The sequence below is a fragment of the Pseudoalteromonas sp. XMcav2-N genome, assembly GCF_024124545.1.
Lineage (GTDB): Bacteria > Pseudomonadota > Gammaproteobacteria > Enterobacterales > Alteromonadaceae > Pseudoalteromonas.
Window position 1 is genome coordinate 14,079 of the sequence record NZ_JAMXSF010000006.1, and the last position, 19,010, is coordinate 33,088.

Here is a 19,010-nt window from a genome sequence, read left to right on the forward strand (position 1 = left end):
CACGATACTCTGGACAATGCACACACTCATGCAGTGTAAAACCTGATTTCATTGATATTTTATAGGATAAAAGGGTTAGGTGTAATCTCGTGTAATGCCGTGTGGATTAGATTTTGCTTCCTGCCAGCACAAAATTAATACTATACTAGTAGTTCTTTTTGACGATGTTTAATGCGGTATGGGCGATCCTAAACAACTTTTACAGATCCTGGCTTTAACTTCGTGCGTGTGTGCGTTGTTTATGATGGTCAACTGGTTCATTCATCGCCGCCTGCTGGGTACCGCATTATGGGCCGGCTTTTCACTCTGTACTGCGCTGGGGTGTATTTTCATCGCTTCTTTTTCCTTGCCCGTGACCTGGACCATTTTTATCCCAAACAGTCTGATCTTAATTGGTTTGTATTGCCTGAGTCGGGGCAGTGAAGCGTTTTTTTCTGTGCCGCGTTTAAGCTGGCCCTGGTGGTTACTTGGCGCCATCTTCTTTCCTGGCTACCTGTACTACACTTATATTGATGCCAACTTCATCGCCCGCGTAATACTCAATTATCTTGGCTGGGCATTGAGTATGCTCTTATGCCTGCGGGCACTATGGCTGGGCCAGCGGCGTCAGTGGCAGAGTTTTTCTCCGGCGCACTGGGCCTTCGCCTTATCCTGTGTGTGTCTGTTTGCAGTCTTTACTGTGCGGGTGCTGATGCTCCATCATTATACTCAGCACGATAGCCTGACGACGAATAATTGGGTGAATCAGTTCTTCTCTGTGTCCGTGATTGTTATGCCTCTGATCTTGTGTTTCTCGTTATGTTTATTGTGTAGTGGGCGGCGTGAGAAAGAGCTCCACGAGCTACGCCATCGTGCCGAGCTGGCAGCACAGCATAAAGAACGCTTTCTGACTTTGCTAAGTCATGAACTCAGAACACCTTTAAATGCCATTGTCGGGCATGCTGAGTTGCTTAAACGTGCGCCACGTGAGCCACAACAGCATGCACAGTTTTGTGATGTGATTATTGCCACATCCATGTCGATGTCCGATCTGGCTAACCAAATTCTGTTGCAGGCACGTGGTACTGTGCCCAACACCACCGTTGAACCAGTCAATCTTGCACATCACCTTAAGGAGCTGATGACGTTTTTCAGACCGCTTGCTGAGAAAAAGCACTTGAAGCTGACGCTGACAATGCAAGGTATTGATACCAATTTACAGGTGATGCTGGACAAAGACCCTTTTACACTGGTGATTAAGAATCTGCTCTCTAATGCCATCAAGTATACGGAGCGTGGAGAGGTGGAGTTGATTGTCTATGGCTATGCGCTTAGCCAGACGCGTCATCAGCTGCGCATTGCGGTGAAAGACACCGGGATAGGACTGAGCTCAGCTCAACAACAAAAAGTGTTTGACCCCTTTGTGACCTTTGGGGCATCGCGTGCTATTGCTGACAGTGCCGGGGTGGGTCTGGCTTTATGCAAGCAGTTGCTGGAGAACATGGGGGTTGACCTGGAAGTCGAAAGCGAGCCTGATAAAGGCAGCGAATTCTTCTTTGAAATGCAGGTCAATTCGGAACTGGCTGAACAACTTGATGTGGCAGACAGTAAACCAACGTCACTGGGGGAGGTGTCTGTATTGGTCGTGGAAGACAACCACCTGAACCGGGAAGTGGTACGCGGATACCTCGATAATCTGGGCCTTTCTTACTGCCTGGTTGAGAACCTTGCTGCGGCCCATGCACAACTGACGCACAGCTATTTTGATGTGGTATTGCTGGATATGCATTTGCCGGATGGCCATGGGTTGGAGTGGTATCAGGCAAACTGTAATCAGCTGCCAGCCCTGGCCTCTGCGGTTGTTATGGCGCTGACGGGCGATGTGGATCAGCAAGCCCGTCAGGCGTATCAGCAGGCCGGTATCTATGATTGTCTGGAAAAGCCATTGCGTATCAACGTATTGCGCCAGGCATTAGAGCGCATTGTGCAACAGAACAGTAGTGGTCTGGCTACAACAGAAGCGGCTTATGTTGACCTGGCCTTTGTTGAGCGCCAGTTAAGTGAATCAACCGAACGCTCAGAATTTTCCTCTCGCTTAATGTACCTCAGTGACAGACTGGACTACGAGTTCGCTCAGTTGCGGGGTCTGGCTGATATTCAAGCCGATGAGTCTTTACGTGAGAAATTATTACAACTGGAGCACGAAGTTGAACAGTTAGGGTTGTATGCGCTGCGTCAGGCATTACACCAGACCAGACGGCGTGCGGCTCAGGAGCGCGACATTGACTGGTCTGCGTTGCATCAGTTTGCAAAGCAAAGTGCCTCGGCTCTGCAATCCTGCCACCAGCGCATGAATGCCTGAGTGCTTGAAAAAGCGCAAGGTTAGGTGGGCCATTGGCAGGATTTGAGTTAGAATACAGGTATAACTTCTCTACATACTCAGTGAATGTCTAAACAGGATCCTTATCTCAGCCGAGAACAAGAAAAATACGACAACCCGGTGCCCAGCCGCGAGTTTATTCTTGACCATATTCAGAAAAGCAATAACAAGACTAACTTCAATCAGCTCTGTCAGGACCTTAAGGTCTTTGAAGATGAGCGGCAAATCGCGTTTAAACGTCGCCTGAGGGCTATGGAACGTGACGGTCAGTTGTTTTTCAATAAGTTTAAATGTTACGTGATCCCAACCGAAGACGGCCTGGTAAAAGGGCGTGTCATCGGGCATCGAGACGGATTTGGTTTTCTGGAAGTAGAAGGGGAAGCCAAAGACTGGTTTATCACTAAGTATCAGATGGACAGAGTATTGCACGGTGACTGGGTGCTGGCGAAAGCTGGCTCCCGTGGCTCCGGTGGCAAAGTGGATGCGCGTATTGTACGCGTGCTCGAAAAAGAACGTGCACCGCTGGTGGGGCGCTTTTTTGTTGAGCATGGCATGGCCGTGGTTGTGCCCGAAGACCCGCGCATTACTCAGGACATTATCATTTTACCTGGCAGCGAAAATGGCGCCCGTCATAATCAGATGGTCCAGGTGGAGATCACGCAAAGCCCCAGTAAGCAAATGAATGCAGTGGGTAAAGTCACAGAAGTACTTGGCGATCATATGGCGCCGGGTATGGAGATTGAAGTGGCGTTGCGCAATCATGAAATTCCCTATGAGTGGCCAGAGGCGGTGCTGGATCAGGTCGCTGAACACGGCGAATTTGTTGCCGAGCCCGATAAACTTGGTCGGGTCGATTTACGTGAACTGCCGCTGCTCACCATAGATGGGGAAGATGCCCGGGATTTTGATGATGCAGTTTACTGCGAGCGTAAAAAGTCTGGTGGTTGGCGCCTGTGGGTTGCCATTGCTGACGTATCTCACTATGTACCTAAAGGCAGTGCACTGGATAAAGAAGCCATTGCTCGGGGGAACTCAGTGTATTTCCCTGAGCAGGTGGTCCCCATGCTGCCTAAAGTGTTGTCCAATGGCCTGTGCTCTTTGAATCCACAGGTGGATCGCTTGTGCATGGTGGCTGAAATGACGGTGTCCGAAGCGGGGCGTTTGTCCGGCTACCGGTTTTATGAGGCCGTTATGAATTCTCATGCCCGCCTGACCTACACCAAAGTCCACGCGATGTTGCAGGGCGATGAAGGATTGCGCGAGCAGTATAGTGAACTGTACCCGCATATCAGCGAATTGCACCAGATGTATATGGCACTGAAATCTGAGCGTCAGGCCCGTGGTGCCATTGAGTTCGAAACCCTGGAAACCCGCTTTGTTTTCAATGCCCATCGTAAGATTGAGTCGATCGTCCCCGTGGTGCGTAATGACGCGCACAAGCTGATCGAAGAATGTATGATCCTGGCGAATGTGTCGGCCGCACGCTTGCTGGAAAAACATGAAGCGAGTGCCTTGTATCGGGTGCATGACCAGCCCGATCCGGAAAAACTCAGCCAGTTTAGGTTATTTTTGCAAGATCTAGGGATCGAGAGCACTCTTGGCCATGAGCCAACTCCGTTAGAGATCACTGAAGCACTGGCAGGTTTGGGGGAGCGTCCCGAGCTAGAGCTTATCCAGACAATGCTATTGCGTTCGATGAAGCAGGCAGTGTACCAGCCAGACAACATTGGTCATTATGGTCTGGCCCTGAAAGCCTATGCACACTTTACGTCACCCATTCGTCGTTACCCGGATCTGGTGGTGCATCGTGCCATCAAAGGGATTTTGGCGGAGCAGGGGCAGCAGGTGTCGGGTGCCTACGTTTATGAGAGTGATGAGGCCGACCAGCTGGGTGAGCAGTGTTCAATGACCGAGCGTCGTGCGGATGATGCCACGCGCGAGGTTGCAGACTGGCTTAAGTGCGAATTTATGCAGGATCATGTCGGTGATGAGTTTACCGGAGTGATCTCCTCAGTTACTAACTTTGGCCTGTTTGTACGACTCGATGAGCTGCAAATCGATGGTATGATCCATGTCAGCAATCTGGGTCACGAATATTTCCATTTTGATGGTGCCAAACACTGCTTGATTGGTGAGCACAGTCGCAGCGTATTCAGACTCGGTGACAAGCTGAGTGTGGTGGTAAATTCCGTGAGCCTGGATGAGCGGCGCATCAATCTGGCCCTGGCAGAAGAAGCGGTGCCGGATCGCTATGCCAGACGGCGTCGTAAAACAACGACAGACAGCACGGCTAAAAGTGTTCGTGCACAACTGAAAGACGGCAAGATCCCGGGCAAAGCCAGCAAAGACAGCAAAGCCGATAAAGACGCGAAAGCGGTTAAAGGTGACGGGAAAAAGCCGAAAAAGAGTAAGAAAACCACGCCCAAAGGCAAGGCTAAAAAAGCCAAACAAGCTGCCATTTTGACTTCTAAGAAGAAAGCCAAGAAAAGCGCCAGCAAGACCAAGGCAAAGCGGCCGGGAAAAAACGCGCGTAAAAGAAACAAATCGAGTGCGGGAGCATAATTTTGAGTAATGAATTAATCTATGGTTTCCATTCCATTGAAGCCATTTTATCTACCACCCCAGAGCGTTTTTTAGAGATCTATGCGTTAAAAGGGCGGGACGACAAACGCCTTAATGCGGTAGTCAATGAAGCACGCAAGTTCGGTATTTCAGTCCAGTTTATGCAACGTAAGGCGCTGGATAACAAAGCTAATGGTGAGCAACATCAGGGGATCATTGCCAATGTGAAAGCCGCCAGAACACTCAATGAGCGCGATCTGGATGAGATCTTAGCCAGAGAGTCTGCACCATTCTTTTTGGTACTGGATGGCGTTACCGATCCACACAACCTGGGGGCCTGTTTACGTAGTGCCGATGCCGCGGGTGCACACGCGTTAATCGTGCCAAAAGATAAATCTGCAAAACTAAACGGCACGGCCCGAAAGGTTGCGTGCGGAGCAGCAGAAACAGTGCCGCTTATTCAGGTAACCAACCTGGCACGTACCCTCAGAGACATCAAAGAAGCGGGTGTCTGGGTCGTTGGTACCGCAGGTGAAACAGAGACTGAACTATTTGATGCCAGTCTCACAGGGCCTATTGCAGTGGTGATGGGAGCCGAAGGTGATGGTATGCGCCGGCTAACTCGCGAACATTGCGATGTTTTAGTGAAAATACCAATGATAGGCACAGTGTCCAGCCTGAACGTGTCGGTGGCCACCGGCATTTGCCTGTTTGAGGTGCTGCGTCAGCGAAATGCTCAGTAGCCCCATGGTCTGGCGTATGAGAAAGGCAAGCTTAGCTTGCCTTTTTTGTTTCTGAATCCAGCAGCAGCGTCTGTAGTTGAGGCAGGGTATCAACTGTGTAGGTCGGACTGATCTCTGCCGGGCAAGTGGCACCAGGGTGGCGTAGCCAGCAGCTGTCGATACCAAAACGGTTGGCACCCAGCACGTCACTGGCGGGGGTGTCGCCAACCATGAGTACCTGTGACTTATCCGGATTGCCCAGTAATGACAGTGCATGTTCAAACACTCTGGAGTCGGGTTTAGCGACGCCTACCTGCTCAGAGATGACAATGCTATGAAAATAATCTTTAAATCCAGTATGTGCCAGGCGTTTTTCCTGAAGGGCTGTAAAGCCATTGGTAATGATAGCCAGGGTGGCTTTGCCTTGCAGGACATGCAGCAATTCAGCTGCCCCTGGCAGCGGGTTACATAACTCAGCCATGGCTTCCAAAAAGCCCAGATTGAGGGTTTCAGCTGGCACATTCAGGCGTTCGGACCAGAATTTAAATCGAGTCACTTGTAGTGTTTTTGCTGTGATTTCGCCGTTTTGATATTGCACCCACAGCGGTTTGTTGATGCGCTGATATTCTTCATTATCGGCTTCACTAAAGTCCACGCCGTAGCGGGCAAACAGGGTTTTCAAACCTAAAAAGGCATTGAAACTGAACAGGGTCTCATCGGCATCGAAAAGAATATGGGTATATTTCATGAATACAGCTCTGCATGATTAAAGGGGGCCATAGCCAGCAGCAGGGCCTGGGTATAAGCGCTTTCGCGGGTCGCCAGGTGATTGGTCAGTAACCCAATTGCCCCACCTTTTTGTTTAATATTGTCGGTATCGAACATACGGTCCATAACATGGCCCAATTCTTCACCGCCAAGCAATGCATCATAAATGCGTTGCGGCAGTGGCAGATTGGCGCTGCGACCCACACTTTCCTTTAGTCCGTCAGATATCACCACAAAAGCAAAGGTAGCGGGGCCGTAAGCAAACTGGTGGGCACCGCCCTCCATAGCGCAGTAATAATCGGCTGTGTGGTGGTCAACTAAGTGATGCACGCGATTTTGTGCACCTAACAGAGTGTCAGGCTCTCCCAATGGCTGATCAGCGACCCCACTTGGGGCATGCAAGCCTTCACACTGGATATCGTGATCCGGGTAATACTGCGTAAATATCTGCCGTGCGGCATTGACCTTAACCGGGTTCTTTGACCCGACGAGTACCTTAATAACTGCCATTTGCGATGCCCTGAAAAATCGCTAGTGTAACGGCTGTGATAGCACGGCTGCAAGCGGTGAAGTGTAACCGGGCGTTAAACTGGTAAGTCGAGCGGAACGATTTGCTCAAGCGCCCGTTTTTTGGTGAGCAAGTCTTTGATAAGTGGTGTTAATACCAACTCCATGGCCAGACCCATTTTACCACCTGGCACGACCAAAGTGTTCACACGGGACATAAAGCTGCCCTGGATCATCTGCAGATAATAGGGAAAATCAACGTCTTTGATATCCCGAAAGCGAATTACCACAAAGCTCTCATCCAGCGATGGGATGTCTTTGGCGCTAAAAGGATTGGAAGTGTCTACCGTGGGAACGCGCTGAAAGTTGATATGGGTACGCGAAAACTGCGGCGTGATGTGGTTAATGTAATCATCCATACTGCGCACAATGGAAGTCATTACCGCTTCTCGTGAGTGGCCTCGCTCATGGGTGTCCCGGATCAGTTTCTGGATCCATTCCAGATTAATAATGGGCACCATGCCTATCAGTAAATCAACATGGTGTGCGACATCGTGCTCTTCGGTAACAATGCCACCGTGCAGACCTTCATAAAACAGCATATCACTGTTGCTATCCAGCTCCTGATACGGGGTGAAAGTACCGGGTAGTTGGTTATAGGGTACAGCGTCGTCAAAGGTATGCAAATAGCGCCTGACTTGCCCGGTGCCAGTCTGACCATAAGTGGCAAACAGCTCTTCCAGGGCTGCAAAATCATTGGCTTCCTGACCAAAGTAACTCAGATGTTTACCTTCTTGCAGGGCCTCTCGTTTTAGCTTGTCCATTTCCGGGCGGGTGTAACGATGAAAGCTATCACCTTCTACGATTTCGGCTTTGGCGTCCAGGCTGCGAAAAATATGCTTTATCGCAGCTGTCGTGGTGGTTGTACCGGCACCAGAACTCCCCGTGATCGCGATGATTGGATGCTTTGCAGACATTTTGTCCCCTTACCTGGCCCAGCAGGACTGAGCGTAACTTCCGATTAACACCATTCGATGTTACTCGATAAGGGAAAATTCGCAAGGCATTTCGCGGTGACTTGAACGCCAGTGATTGAGTTCCTGCTGTCGCTCGGTATGATAGCGAAAAAAGCAAGGGATATAACACAATGACATTGTTGAAAAAGATTATCGCAACCTGGTTGCTGCTGGGCGTAACGCAGGCGTTAAGTGCAATGCCAGTATCGCAACTCTGGCTGGCAGAAGAGCAAGACGGGGCACTGTCAGTAACGCCAATAAGTACGGCAGATGGTTATCACAATCAACCTTTGGTTGTCGACAATGGCGTCTATTTCACTCAGGAAGTACCCAGTGAGGATGGCGCACAAACTGATCTGTTTTTCTACGACTTTACGACGCAGAGCGCTCGCAATCTGACTAACTCTCCGGTATCTGAATACTCTCCGACGTTATACCCTCATGGTGACGGGCTCTCAGCGGTGGTGGTTGAAGCGGATGGCTCACAGAGGCTCTGGTATTATCCATTTTCCAAGGAGCAGTCGCCTCAGCGGCTGTTTACCCATATCGCACCTGTGGGGTATCACGCCTGGGGGGAGAATGATCAGCTGGTGATGTTTATCGTGGGTGAGCCGCACACGTTGCAGTTTACCGATTTAAACGGACACCTACCGAAAGTCCTGGCCAGTGAGATTGGCCGTACTCTGGCTTATAACGCCGCGCGCAAAATATACAGTTTTTCCTATACTGAACAGGGACAGCAATGGTTTGCGAGCTTTGATGCGCAAACCCAGATCATCACCGGGCACTTTGCATTACCTGCACAGGTGCAGTACTACACCTGGTTTGATGACAATACGGTGGCCTATGCCATTGCGGGTCGAATTTATACACGTCATTTGGACAAGCCGGAACAGGTCACTCTGTGGCGTAATTTGTCAGCGTATTGTCCCGGCACAATCTCGCGTTTGAGTAAGCAAGGAAAGCGATTAGTGTTTGTGTGCGACCCGGCAAAGACGAAATAGCACATTGCCGGCCAATCACTGACACATAGGACATGATCAATTACAATGAGCATTATTATGGATTCAGGAAAAGAAATATGACCGTCTTAGTTACCGGTGGCGCCGGATATATTGGCTCACATACCGTTTTGGAGTTACTTTCTAAAGGAAAGGACGTCGTCATTGTTGACAACTTGAGTAATGCATCACAGCAGTCATTGCAGCGTGTCCAGGCCTTAACCGGGCGCGATGCAACCTTTTATCGCGGTGATATCTGCGATAAAGCCTTTCTGGACAAGGTATTTGCTCAGCATCAGATCAGTCAGGTTATTCACTTTGCCGGCTTGAAAGCGGTGGGCGAATCAGTACAAAAACCAGTTGAGTACTATCAAAATAATGTTCAGGGTACGCTTACCTTACTAGACGCGATGCGCGACGCTGGGGTATTCCAGCTGGTGTTTAGCTCGTCTGCCACTGTGTACGGCGATCCGGCCTGTTTGCCCATTCGTGAAACGTTTCCTGTAGGTGGTACAACCAACCCTTATGGTACGTCAAAGCTGATGGTGGAGATGATCCTGCAGGACTTAGCCAAGTCTGATGAGCGCTGGGCGTTTGCCATTTTGCGCTATTTTAATCCGGTTGGCGCGCACGTTTCGGGTCAGATTGGTGAAGATCCCAATGGCATACCCAATAACTTATTACCTTACATTGCGCAGGTTGCGGTGGGCAAATTGGCACAGTTGGGCGTATTCGGAGACGATTACGATACCCATGACGGCACAGGCGTAAGAGACTATATCCATGTGGTTGACCTGGCCATTGGTCATCTTAAAGCCTTAGATAAGATTGCTGAGCAGGCTGGTAGCCATATCTATAACCTGGGGACAGGCAATGGTTATTCGGTACTGGACATGGTGAAAGCCTTTGAAAAGGCGGCGGGAAAATCCATTAACTACGAAATTAAACCACGCCGCGACGGCGATATTGCGGCTTGTTATGCTACGCCTGAAAAAGCCCTGAATGAGCTGGGTTGGCGCGCTGAACGTGGCATTGATGAAATGATGCAGGACACCTGGCGTTGGCAAAGCCAAAACCCGAACGGGTATGAAGACTGATTTTCACTGGGCGGCCCATTATGGCCGCCGACTCCTCACCCTATCAGCGCTGGATGAAACTAACCACAACAGCGTGTATAATTCCCCCCTTAACTAATGTGATGACCACAAGCGGCGCCTTATTTGCAGAACATAGGCTGGAATGTGGTTCGTTTATTGACGTTGGTGGCGGTTTTGAACCGTGATCAGAGTGTTTCAGAGGTAGTATGACAAACTCAGACAATTCAGGCACAAGCCCAGTAAATACAAGCGATACAGCGTTTCGCCGCTTTTCCGTTGCGCCCATGCTGGACTGGACGGACCGCCATTGCCGGACCTTTCACCGTATGCTGACCAAACACGCAGTGCTTTACACAGAGATGATCACCACGGGTGCCATTATCTTTGGTAAGGGTGATTACCTGCACTTTGGTGAGCACGAAATGCCAGTGGCGTTGCAGTTGGGCGGCTCCGACCCTAAAGCGCTGGCTGAATGTGCCAAGCGCGCGGAGCAATATGGTTATAACGAAGTGAACCTCAATGTGGGTTGCCCGTCGGATCGGGTGCAAAATGGCCGTTTCGGTGCGTGTCTGATGGCTGAGCCTGAGCTGGTGGCTGAATGTGTTGCAGCGATGAAAGGCGAAGTGTCTATTCCGGTGACGGTGAAAACCCGTATCGGGATTGATGAGCAGGATTCGTATGAATTTCTGACCCAGCTTATTGAGACTGCAAAGGCCGCCGGCTGTGATGACTTTATTATTCACGCCCGTAAGGCTTGGTTGCAGGGCCTGAGTCCGAAGGAAAATCGAGAAATTCCGCCCCTGGATTACCCTCGTGTGTACAAGCTGAAGCAGGATTATTCCGATCTGCACATCAGCATTAATGGCGGTGTGAAAACCATTGAGGAATGTCAGCATCATCTGGCAAACCTGGACGGCGTGATGATTGGCCGGGAGGCTTACAGCAACCCGTTTATGCTGTCTGAAGTCGACAGCGCCCTGTATGGCGCGCCCGCGTTTACTCAGACCCGTCATCAGGTCGTCCGTAGCATGTACGACTACATTGAGTCGGAAATGTCTAAAGGGGCGAACTTCTGGCACATTGCCCGCCATATGCTGGGCATTTTCCAGAATCAGCCGGGTGCGCGAGGCTTCCGTCGCCACTTGTCTGAAAATGGTCATGGTAAGAGCGCCGATATCAGTGTGATGGAAAAAGCCCTGACCTTTGTACCAGAACTCTAATAGTAATATGGTCAAAAAGGCTAACTATGAGCTTTTTTGACCAAACCCCCTCAGAAATATCTCCTCTCTTTATTCACCAAAAAAATCTAAGTTATTGATTTCAAAGTGTAACTGGTTTTTGGCACAAACCTTGGAATAAGTTAACTCACATTAGCTTATCAAGGAGCCTGTCATGGCCTTAATCGACCGAATTGAAGATTTAATCAAAGCCGAGTTCAATGCGTTGCTCGACAAAGCGGATGACCCCAAGAAGGATCAGCGTCACTTATTGACTCAGCTGGAGGAGGCGCTCAGCGAATGCCGCAGCACTGTGGTTCAGGTGATCTGTGAGCAAAAAGCCTTGGCCCGGCGGGATCAGGCGCTGGCCAAAAAAGCGGCGCAATGGCAGCAGCAAGCTGAGTACGCGTTACAAAAGGACCGCGAAGATCTGGCCCGTGCGGCGTTGGTGGAAAAGCAAAAATGTCAGGAAGCACAGCAACAGATTGAAGAGGAAGCGGCACAGCTGCAACAGGCTTACAACAAGCTGGAGCAGGATGCACAGACGCTGACTGAAAAGCTCAATCAGCTGCGCCATAAAGAAGCCCAGCTGGCGCGCCGTGAACACACCGCCACTACCCAGCTGAAAGCCCGCAGCGTGGCGAGTCAGCAGTCGGTAGAAGAAGCTATGGCACGTTTTGAGCACCTGGAGCGCAAGGTTGAGCGGGTTGAAGCTGAGGTAGACAGCTATGAGTTAGTGAGTAAAGAACAAGCGCAGTGGCAGGCACTGGAGACATTGGCGCGTGAAGAGCAAGTCGATAAGGCGCTGGCCGAACTGAAACAAAAAACACACTCAGCTTAGGTATTGGCACACTCAGGTGCCAGATAGGCCCCGAATATAGCAGCAATGAGGAGAACTCTGATGACAGAACATGACACTTATTACAGCACAACACGTTCGCAGCAACCCCGTAAAAAAATAGCGGGGGTGTGTACCAATTTAGCAAAAAGACTAGATATGCCAACCTGGCTGGTTCGCCTTATCACCGTGTTATTGGCATTGAAAGCACCAGTTTTAGTGCTGATGGCGTACTTTATTGCCTGGATCGTACTGTCGGAGCGTTCCTGAGGAGGCATTATGAAAGCGGCATTTATCTTACTTGTTGGTTTGGTTGTATTATCGGCTTTATCCTGGGTGTCCTCACCCCTAGCCTGGTTCAGCATTCCTGACGTGGTCACGGATGTAAGCTGGGTAGGGATCGAAATGCTCAGCCTGGTTGTGGCTATGATTGCCGTTTTCGCTTTGCTGGCGTTGCTGAGTATAGGATTGCTTGGCGTGATATTAGTGGTGCTCATTGGGCTAGTATTGACACTGTTATTTAATTCGATCCTGATTGCCGTTCCTTTGTTATTCCTGGTTGCCATTGGCTGGCTGGTGAGTGACAAACAGGTGCTCTGTTAAACTGGTTGGCCGGGCGGTTTGCATTTCAGGCACGACCGGCTAAACAGCTCAGTAGCTGTAAAGAAATGGTGATGAAAGCGCGGTAAACTAAGGGCAATGTGGTATAGTGAACAGACTATACTCAACAAGGAAAGCGCTTATGATCAAAAATTTAGCCTTCTTTATGCTGTGTTCATTACCTTGGGTGTCGCAGGCTCACTCCGGCCACACACATGGCGAATCTCACCAGCATGTTCACGCTGAACAGGCTCCTGTGACATTAACGCACGCCACTATTCGTGATTTTCTGCCCGCTGCCAAATCGACCGCGGGATACTTCACCCTGTCTAATACCACTGAGCAGGCAATCACTTTAGTGAAAGCCGAGATTGAGGGGCTGGGGAGAGTGGAGATCCACGAACATGTACATGCCAACGGTATGATGCGCATGCAGCAGATAGATAAACTGGAGATTGCACCTGGTAGCCAGGTTGAGTTTAAGCCTGGTGGCTATCACCTGATGGCTTTTGAGCCGACAAAACCATTAAAAGTGGGCGAAAATCGTAAACTTACACTATATTTTGCTGATGGAAATCGCGTCTATGGTTTGATTGAAGTGATTTCGCTTAAAACGCAGATGCATAACGCGAACAATGGACATCAGCATCACTAGGAGTCTTGATGGATCACAACACACACAATCACATGGCTAAATTCTGGATCGTTTTGGTTACTGTGCTGGTGCTGGGCTACGGCCTGGCGGTATATTGGAGTGCTGAGCCAGACCAGTTCGATGTGGTCGGCAATGCGAAAAGTCATGCTGAACAGTCAAATACCCAGCTGGTCACAGGTTATGTTACCACGCATACATTGATCACTGTGTCGCAGACGTTGCTCGACAAACCGGGTGGTTACTTATCTAATGATGTGCTGCCTCCCAGTGTGATGATGGATAATATGCCTGCCTGGGAATATGGCGCGCTGGAAATGGTACGTGATATGGCCTTGTCGATGCGTAAGGACTTCAGCCGTTCGCAATCGCAGTCTACGGAGCACCCCAGTCTTAAAAAAGCGCAACCACAGTTTAATATCAGCTCTACGGCCTGGCTATGGCCAAGTGCAGAAGGCGAGTATCGCACAGGTATTGCACACCTAAACGATTATTTATTGCAGATATCTAACCCGGTTGATCAGAGCAGTCAATTTTATGCCCGAGCAGACAACCTGAGAGGGTGGCTCAAAGAGGCCGAGAAGCGCTTGGGGAGTTTAAGCCAGCGGCTCAGTGCGAGTGTCGGACAGGACAGATTGAATACCGATTTGGCCGGTGACAGCGCCGCTAATCAGGCAACCTACGCGGCCAATCACCACGAAGTCAAAACTTCATGGTGGAAAATTGACGACGTTTTTTATGAATCCCGTGGGGCGACGTGGGCCTTGTTACACTTTTTAAGAGCGGTTGAATACGATTTTGCGGATGTGCTTGAGAAGAAAAATGCAAAAGTGAGCCTCCAACAGATCATCCGGGAACTTGAAGCCACGCAAGAAACCGTGTGGAGCCCGATGATTTTAAATGGTAGTGGTTTTGGATTGGTGGCCAATCACTCGTTGGTGATGGCTAACTATATTTCTCGAGCCAATGCGGCTCTTATTGAACTCAGTGAACTTTTAGCGCAAGGATAAATAAATGAAAAAGTACTGTTTAGCGGCAGCGTTATCTCTGGCCTGCCTCGCACCTGCAGCACAAGCAGACACTCTGTTAGGTTTGTACCTAGGTGGTGAAGCTTGGGGTGCTGAACCTGAGGGGAGCTTTGCGAACAAAGGTAATCAGCAAGAATTTGACTTTGCTGATAAAAATTTCTCGAGCTTCTATGCTGCACTGGAACACCCAGTGCCTTTAGTGCCTAACGTCAAGCTCAAGTATACCGAGTTAAAACTGGAAGGTTCAGCAGTACTGAATGAAACCTTCGACTTCGGCGACAAGAGCTTCACCGTGGGTGGCACAGTGAATACTGTGGGCGATCTGAATCATATCGACTACATCCTGTACTATGAACTGTTCGATAATGACTTGGTGTCCTTTGACTTCGGTCTGAATGCCAAGCACTTTGACGGTGATATCAGCGTAACGGGTTTTGCTAATGGCGAAACCACCACTGAGACTGTCGACTTTTCAGGGTTTATTCCACTCGGTTATCTGAGAGGGGAAGTCGGCCTGCCACTCACTGGCTTGAGCGTCTTTGCTGAAGGCAGTTTACTGGCTATCGATGACAGTAAAATTCAGGACTTCCAGGTCGGTGTAGCGTGGGAATTCATCGACAACATGGCAGTGGATATTGCGGTACGTGCGGGCTACCGCTCTATGGTGGTAGAGTTGGATGATGTCGACGATATCACTACTGATTTGGATGCATCGGGCCCGTTCGCTGGCTTACAGATCCATTTCTAAGAAGCGCGTTTTGCAGTAGCATATCTAAGCATCCGCTGGGTGCTTAGATACGTTTACACCTTTCATGACTCCCAGGTCAGAGTAAATTCTTCTTCCAGTGCTTTACCAAGCAATTGCCTGTAGGTTTTGTTGACCGGTGTGTTGATGAGTTTTTTCAATTCATCTCCGGTTTGAGTCAGCTTGTAATAACTGAGTACCAGATCGTTGCTGTTGGCTTCAATAGTAAGGTGTTTACCTTGGTATGCCAGGGTCATAGACTGACCTTTTTGCAGGTTTGCTGATTCAATCTCCTGGCGGTAAATCAGATTAATATCCATCAGGGTCAGAATATGCGGAAAACTCAATCCTGCCTGAGCCAGGTTCAACGACTCTTTTGCCCCTTTTCTCAGTAAATCAAATAGCGAAGGCTTCTTGTAAAAGCCAAGCAAAATCAGATAACTGTCCTCTTTTTCCAGATAGCCACACAGTGAGGCACAGCGTTGTAGTGCATCTGCTTCTTTTTGTGTCATCTGCTTCAGGGTCTGCAAACTTTTTATTGAAAAGGTACCTGGTGAGATTGATTCCCCAACCAGTATTTTTGCCCATAGTTTTTGCATCGCGCTGTTGGCAATGTCTTCGGCAAGCGCAATGAAGTGTTCCAGCCAGTCAGGATCTGGGCGCCCCCGGCTTGTAACATCCGGGCATAGGGTTAGCGACATGCCCATAATGGATTCAATATTGCGCTGCTGGGCAATGCGCTGTAACTGATTTCGTTTAAGTGCACGTTTTAGGACGCCGTGTTCACTGCGTACGATAAATTGATTCTGATTAGGGTTAGGTGTGCTTGAAAAGCGCCGATCTTCGGATTGAATCGCGGCTTTAGGCTGTTTGATCATGGCATAGCCGAGCTTTTCTTCTATCAGAAGTGCCAAACTAGAGCGCGCCTGAGCATTTTTAATAGTCATACCTATCCCTGTCTGTGTAATTTTAGTTGGCTGATAATTTGGTTCATCATCATTTTTAGCTGCTGCTCAATATAGTAAGCGGCGAAACGGGCATACAGACCCCCGACCAGAGGCGCATGGTTTTCACCTTTGGCGCTGAGTGTGACCACCACGTTTTCTTCTTGCTGACTCACAGCAAGCTGAATATGAGCGACGTGTTCGGTATCAAATCTGATTTGCACTGTCACACTTTGCTCGTTCAGGCTCAATACGGTTATTTCGGCCAGTCCCCAGGGGTGGACCAGTTCACCATAGCCACCTACCTGCTGAGCCTGAGTCAGAAAGGACAGTTGTAAGTCAGATTGTGGCGTCAATAACCCTTGCCAATGCTCGACATTTAAATACTGCTTCACGGTTTGCACATCTCGCGCAGCGATTGTTTGCTTCGCATGGGCCTGATAGTGAGCGGGAAGCAAAGCGGTCAGTACGACCAGGCCAAATATAAAAACGATGCCGAATAGAAAAGCTCGGAAAATAGTTGCTGTCATAACTCGCTTTGAGCCGCTATATTATTTAGTTAACGAGCACAAGTAGTTGAACATCGACTATAATATTACTTGAGTGTTAACGGGTATGGATCTTGATAGTAAAAACCTATCATAATTTATAAGAAAACACATAGGCAAATATGCCATGTGCGCAGAAACTAAGTAGTTGAACATAAGGTTGATGATGGCGTCAGAACAAGAAGAGTTTTTGTTTGCGGATCAAGACTCAACGCATGACTCACTAGAGACAGTCAGCGCGTATTGGGATGTACTGGTTGTGGATGACGATCCAGAGATTCATTCCGTCACTAAGTTGGCCTTATCCGGCGTTGAATTTTGGGGACGTGCACTTAAGTTTCATCATGCTTATTCTGGTAAAGAGGCGCTTGAAGTCTTAGCGCACAATCCTGAAATTTGCATCTTACTACTTGATGTTGTCATGGAAAGTGACGACGCAGGTTTGTCTGTGGTAAAAAAAGTCCGCGAAGAGTTTGGCAACTACGCGGTTCGGATTATTTTGCGTACGGGTCAGCCCGGCTATGCACCGGAAGAAAAAGTCATTCGAGAATATGATATCAATGACTATAAAATGAAAACCGAGCTGACACGCGGTAAGCTGGTCACATCCTTGTTAACAGCCATTCGTTCTTATCAACAGATCTGTGAATTGGAGCAACAGAGCCTGGCACTGACCAATATTCTTGAAGCCTCTCATGCCATTTTAGGTCACACAGATATGCCCTCATTTGGCTTGTCTGTGGTGAATCAGCTGGCCAAAATCCTCGGCTCTGAACCACATGGTTTGGTTGCCGGTGCGATTGAAAAAGATGCCAAAGTGATCGTCTTTGGGGGTACGCAAACTTACCTAACCCATATCGGCCAGGGCCTTGAGCAAGTCGACAATGGCCGGGTGATAATGCAGGTGCAAAATTGCTTTGATATGGATGCACACCAGCAAACCGACCATGACGTTACTTTCTTGTTACAAGGCAAAAATCGCCGTGCAGCCATTTATCTTGAAGTGGCTGAGCCGCCGAGTGCGGCGCAAATGCAGTTTGCGGAAATCTTTTTAACCAATGTCAGCGTGGGTCTGGACAATATTAAATTGATTAACGAACTGCGCGATGTTGCTTATAAAGATGCGCTCACGCGGTTACCGAACCGCGCAAACTTTGTGGATCAAATCGCGCAATATTACAAACCAGAGCACGATCAGCTGGTGTTTGTGCTGATTGATATTGCTCAGTTTTCAGATATCAACAATGGGCTGGGTCAGGAAGTCGGCAACTTGCTACTGCTGGCTGTAAAGGAACGGTTGGAACAAGAGTGCCCGCAAGGGGAGTTACTCTCGCGCATTGGTGCCGATGTATTTGGCGTGTTGTTACCAAAGCAAGGGTTCGACGAAACCCTTTTTCTGGATGCGCTTACCGTGCCTTATCAGGTCGGGGAGCATGTTCTAACTATGCATTTCCACATTGGTGTGTGCTGTCAAAGTGATTTCTCGCAGCAGGGCCTGGAGACTCTGAAGCTGGCTTATATTGCTCTGAACCAGGCCAAACAAGCACGGCAAACACTCAATTGGTACAGCTCAGATCTGGAAGAAAAAATGGCCTGGCGATTAGGCCTCATTCGCCAGCTAAGACAAGACTTTGAGCTAAGAAAGCTCGAGGTGTGGTACCAGCCGCAATTGTGTTTGCAAACTATGACGGTGATAGGATGCGAGGCCTTGCTAAGATGGCCTACCGGAAAAGGTGATTATATCTCTCCCGGGGTGTTTGTACCTTTGGCCGAGGATGCGGGCTTGATTGTCGAAATTGGTCAGTGGGTGCTGGAGCAGGCATGTAGTATGCAAAAGCAATTAAGCTCGCTTGGCCATGATATCAGTGTGGCGGTCAATGTCTCTGTGCCACAATTTAAAGTGGCCAATTACGCTCAGCAGGTTAAACAAACTATTGTGGAACACGATGTCCCGCCTGAGAAAATTGAACTTGAGGTAACAGAGAGTGTTGTGATGGATGAGATCAACACTGTGGTGCATACACTGAGTGAACTTAAGTCCTTCGGCGTCGAGGTCGCGATAGATGACTTTGGTACAGGGTTTTCGTCATTGAGCTATTTGCAAAAATTACCTTTAGCCCGGCTCAAAATTGACCGTGCTTTTGTAAAAGGGATCCCCCAGGAAGACTCAGGTGCCATTGCTGAGTTGGTGATTTCGTTAGGTCGTCACCTTGGCCTGAAAACCATTGCTGAAGGTGTGGAAACACAGGAGCAGGCTGATATTCTCCGGGCATTAGGCTGTGATGAAGTGCAAGGGTTTTTCTTTGCCAGGCCTATGGCACAAGATGATTTGCTCGCATATTTGAAAAGCTAGTACTGGGAAGCTGTGGTGCTTTTCAGTATAATCCGCTTCTTTTTTCAGCATTG

Annotated in this window: 18 protein-coding genes; 13 read left to right on the forward strand and 5 right to left on the reverse strand. The window is 49.1% G+C overall.

The window, feature by feature from the left end; genetic code table 11:
- Positions 1-241: 241 nt before the first annotated feature.
- The 3 genes from NH568_RS09580 to rlmB all read left to right on the forward strand — a co-directional run bounded on the left by NH568_RS09580 (position 242) and on the right by rlmB (position 5,664).
- The gene (locus tag NH568_RS09580; protein ID WP_253046523.1) at positions 242-2,341 is read left to right on the forward strand and encodes an ATP-binding protein; all 2,100 of its coding nucleotides are present in this window, start codon (positions 242-244) and stop codon (positions 2,339-2,341) included.
- A gap of 84 nt (positions 2,342-2,425) precedes the next feature.
- Complete coding sequence (gene rnr / locus NH568_RS09585; RefSeq protein ID WP_253046525.1) at positions 2,426-4,921, forward strand: ribonuclease R; 2,496 nt, start codon at positions 2,426-2,428, stop codon at positions 4,919-4,921.
- 2 nt (positions 4,922-4,923) lie between these two features.
- Entirely contained in the window at positions 4,924-5,664 is a 741-nt protein-coding gene (gene rlmB, locus NH568_RS09590) for a 23S rRNA (guanosine(2251)-2'-O)-methyltransferase RlmB (RefSeq protein WP_253046527.1), read from the forward strand.
- 31 nt (positions 5,665-5,695) lie between these two features.
- Here rlmB and yjjG read toward each other — a convergent pair whose 3' ends face one another.
- The 3 genes from yjjG to NH568_RS09605 form a co-directional block, all read right to left on the reverse strand.
- The gene (yjjG, locus tag NH568_RS09595; RefSeq protein ID WP_253046529.1) at positions 5,696-6,391 is read right to left on the reverse strand and encodes a pyrimidine 5'-nucleotidase; all 696 of its coding nucleotides are present in this window, start codon (positions 6,389-6,391) and stop codon (positions 5,696-5,698) included.
- Positions 6,388-6,921, reverse strand: a complete 534-nt coding sequence (gene yjjX / locus NH568_RS09600) for an inosine/xanthosine triphosphatase (protein WP_253046531.1) — start codon at positions 6,919-6,921, stop codon at positions 6,388-6,390. The genes yjjG and yjjX overlap by 4 nt, the downstream gene beginning before the upstream one ends.
- 74 nt (positions 6,922-6,995) lie before the next feature.
- Positions 6,996-7,895 (reverse strand): phosphoribulokinase, encoded by a 900-nt coding sequence (locus NH568_RS09605; protein WP_138550802.1) that lies wholly within the window; start codon positions 7,893-7,895, stop codon positions 6,996-6,998.
- Positions 7,896-8,065: 170 nt separating this feature from the next.
- On the opposite strand from NH568_RS09605, the gene NH568_RS09610 reads away from it, so the two are divergent.
- From NH568_RS09610 to NH568_RS09650, 9 genes are all read left to right on the forward strand, one after another.
- Positions 8,066-8,938, forward strand: coding sequence for a hypothetical protein (locus NH568_RS09610; RefSeq protein ID WP_253046533.1), 873 nt, complete (start codon positions 8,066-8,068; stop codon positions 8,936-8,938).
- A gap of 77 nt (positions 8,939-9,015) precedes the next feature.
- A complete protein-coding gene (gene galE / locus NH568_RS09615) occupies positions 9,016-10,032 on the forward strand; it encodes a UDP-glucose 4-epimerase GalE (protein WP_253046535.1) in 1,017 nt (338 codons plus the stop codon).
- Positions 10,033-10,238: 206 nt separating this feature from the next.
- Entirely contained in the window at positions 10,239-11,252 is a 1,014-nt protein-coding gene (gene dusA / locus NH568_RS09620; RefSeq protein ID WP_253046537.1) for a tRNA dihydrouridine(20/20a) synthase DusA, read from the forward strand.
- A 172-nt stretch (positions 11,253-11,424) separates the two neighbouring features.
- Complete coding sequence (locus NH568_RS09625) at positions 11,425-12,090, forward strand: PspA/IM30 family protein (RefSeq protein WP_253046539.1); 666 nt, start codon at positions 11,425-11,427, stop codon at positions 12,088-12,090.
- Positions 12,091-12,150: 60 nt separating this feature from the next.
- Positions 12,151-12,357, forward strand: a complete 207-nt coding sequence (locus NH568_RS09630; protein WP_253046541.1) for a PspC domain-containing protein — start codon at positions 12,151-12,153, stop codon at positions 12,355-12,357.
- A gap of 9 nt (positions 12,358-12,366) precedes the next feature.
- Complete coding sequence (locus NH568_RS09635; RefSeq protein WP_253046543.1) at positions 12,367-12,690, forward strand: hypothetical protein; 324 nt, start codon at positions 12,367-12,369, stop codon at positions 12,688-12,690.
- Positions 12,691-12,829: 139 nt separating this feature from the next.
- Entirely contained in the window at positions 12,830-13,342 is a 513-nt protein-coding gene (locus NH568_RS09640; protein WP_253046545.1) for a copper chaperone PCu(A)C, read from the forward strand.
- Between the two features lie 32 nt (positions 13,343-13,374).
- Positions 13,375-14,349, forward strand: a complete 975-nt coding sequence (locus tag NH568_RS09645) for a DUF2333 family protein (protein WP_253046968.1) — start codon at positions 13,375-13,377, stop codon at positions 14,347-14,349.
- Positions 14,350-14,353: 4 nt separating this feature from the next.
- Positions 14,354-15,115 (forward strand): TIGR04219 family outer membrane beta-barrel protein, encoded by a 762-nt coding sequence (locus tag NH568_RS09650; RefSeq protein ID WP_253046547.1) that lies wholly within the window; start codon positions 14,354-14,356, stop codon positions 15,113-15,115.
- Between the two features lie 62 nt (positions 15,116-15,177).
- Here the strand turns inward: NH568_RS09650 and NH568_RS09655 are convergent, their stop codons facing one another.
- Together NH568_RS09655 and NH568_RS09660 are read right to left on the reverse strand one after the other, a co-directional pair.
- Positions 15,178-16,059 (reverse strand): TIGR03899 family protein, encoded by an 882-nt coding sequence (locus tag NH568_RS09655; RefSeq protein WP_253046549.1) that lies wholly within the window; start codon positions 16,057-16,059, stop codon positions 15,178-15,180.
- A 2-nt stretch (positions 16,060-16,061) separates the two neighbouring features.
- Positions 16,062-16,586: a hypothetical protein gene (locus NH568_RS09660; RefSeq protein WP_253046551.1), complete on the reverse strand. Its 525-nt coding sequence runs from the start codon at positions 16,584-16,586 to the stop codon at positions 16,062-16,064.
- Positions 16,587-16,770: 184 nt separating this feature from the next.
- Between NH568_RS09660 and NH568_RS09665 the strand changes: the two genes are divergently transcribed.
- On the forward strand, positions 16,771-18,957 hold the full coding sequence (locus NH568_RS09665; RefSeq protein WP_253046553.1) for an EAL domain-containing protein: 2,187 nt from the start codon (positions 16,771-16,773) through the stop codon (positions 18,955-18,957).
- Positions 18,958-19,010: the final 53 nt, after the last annotated feature.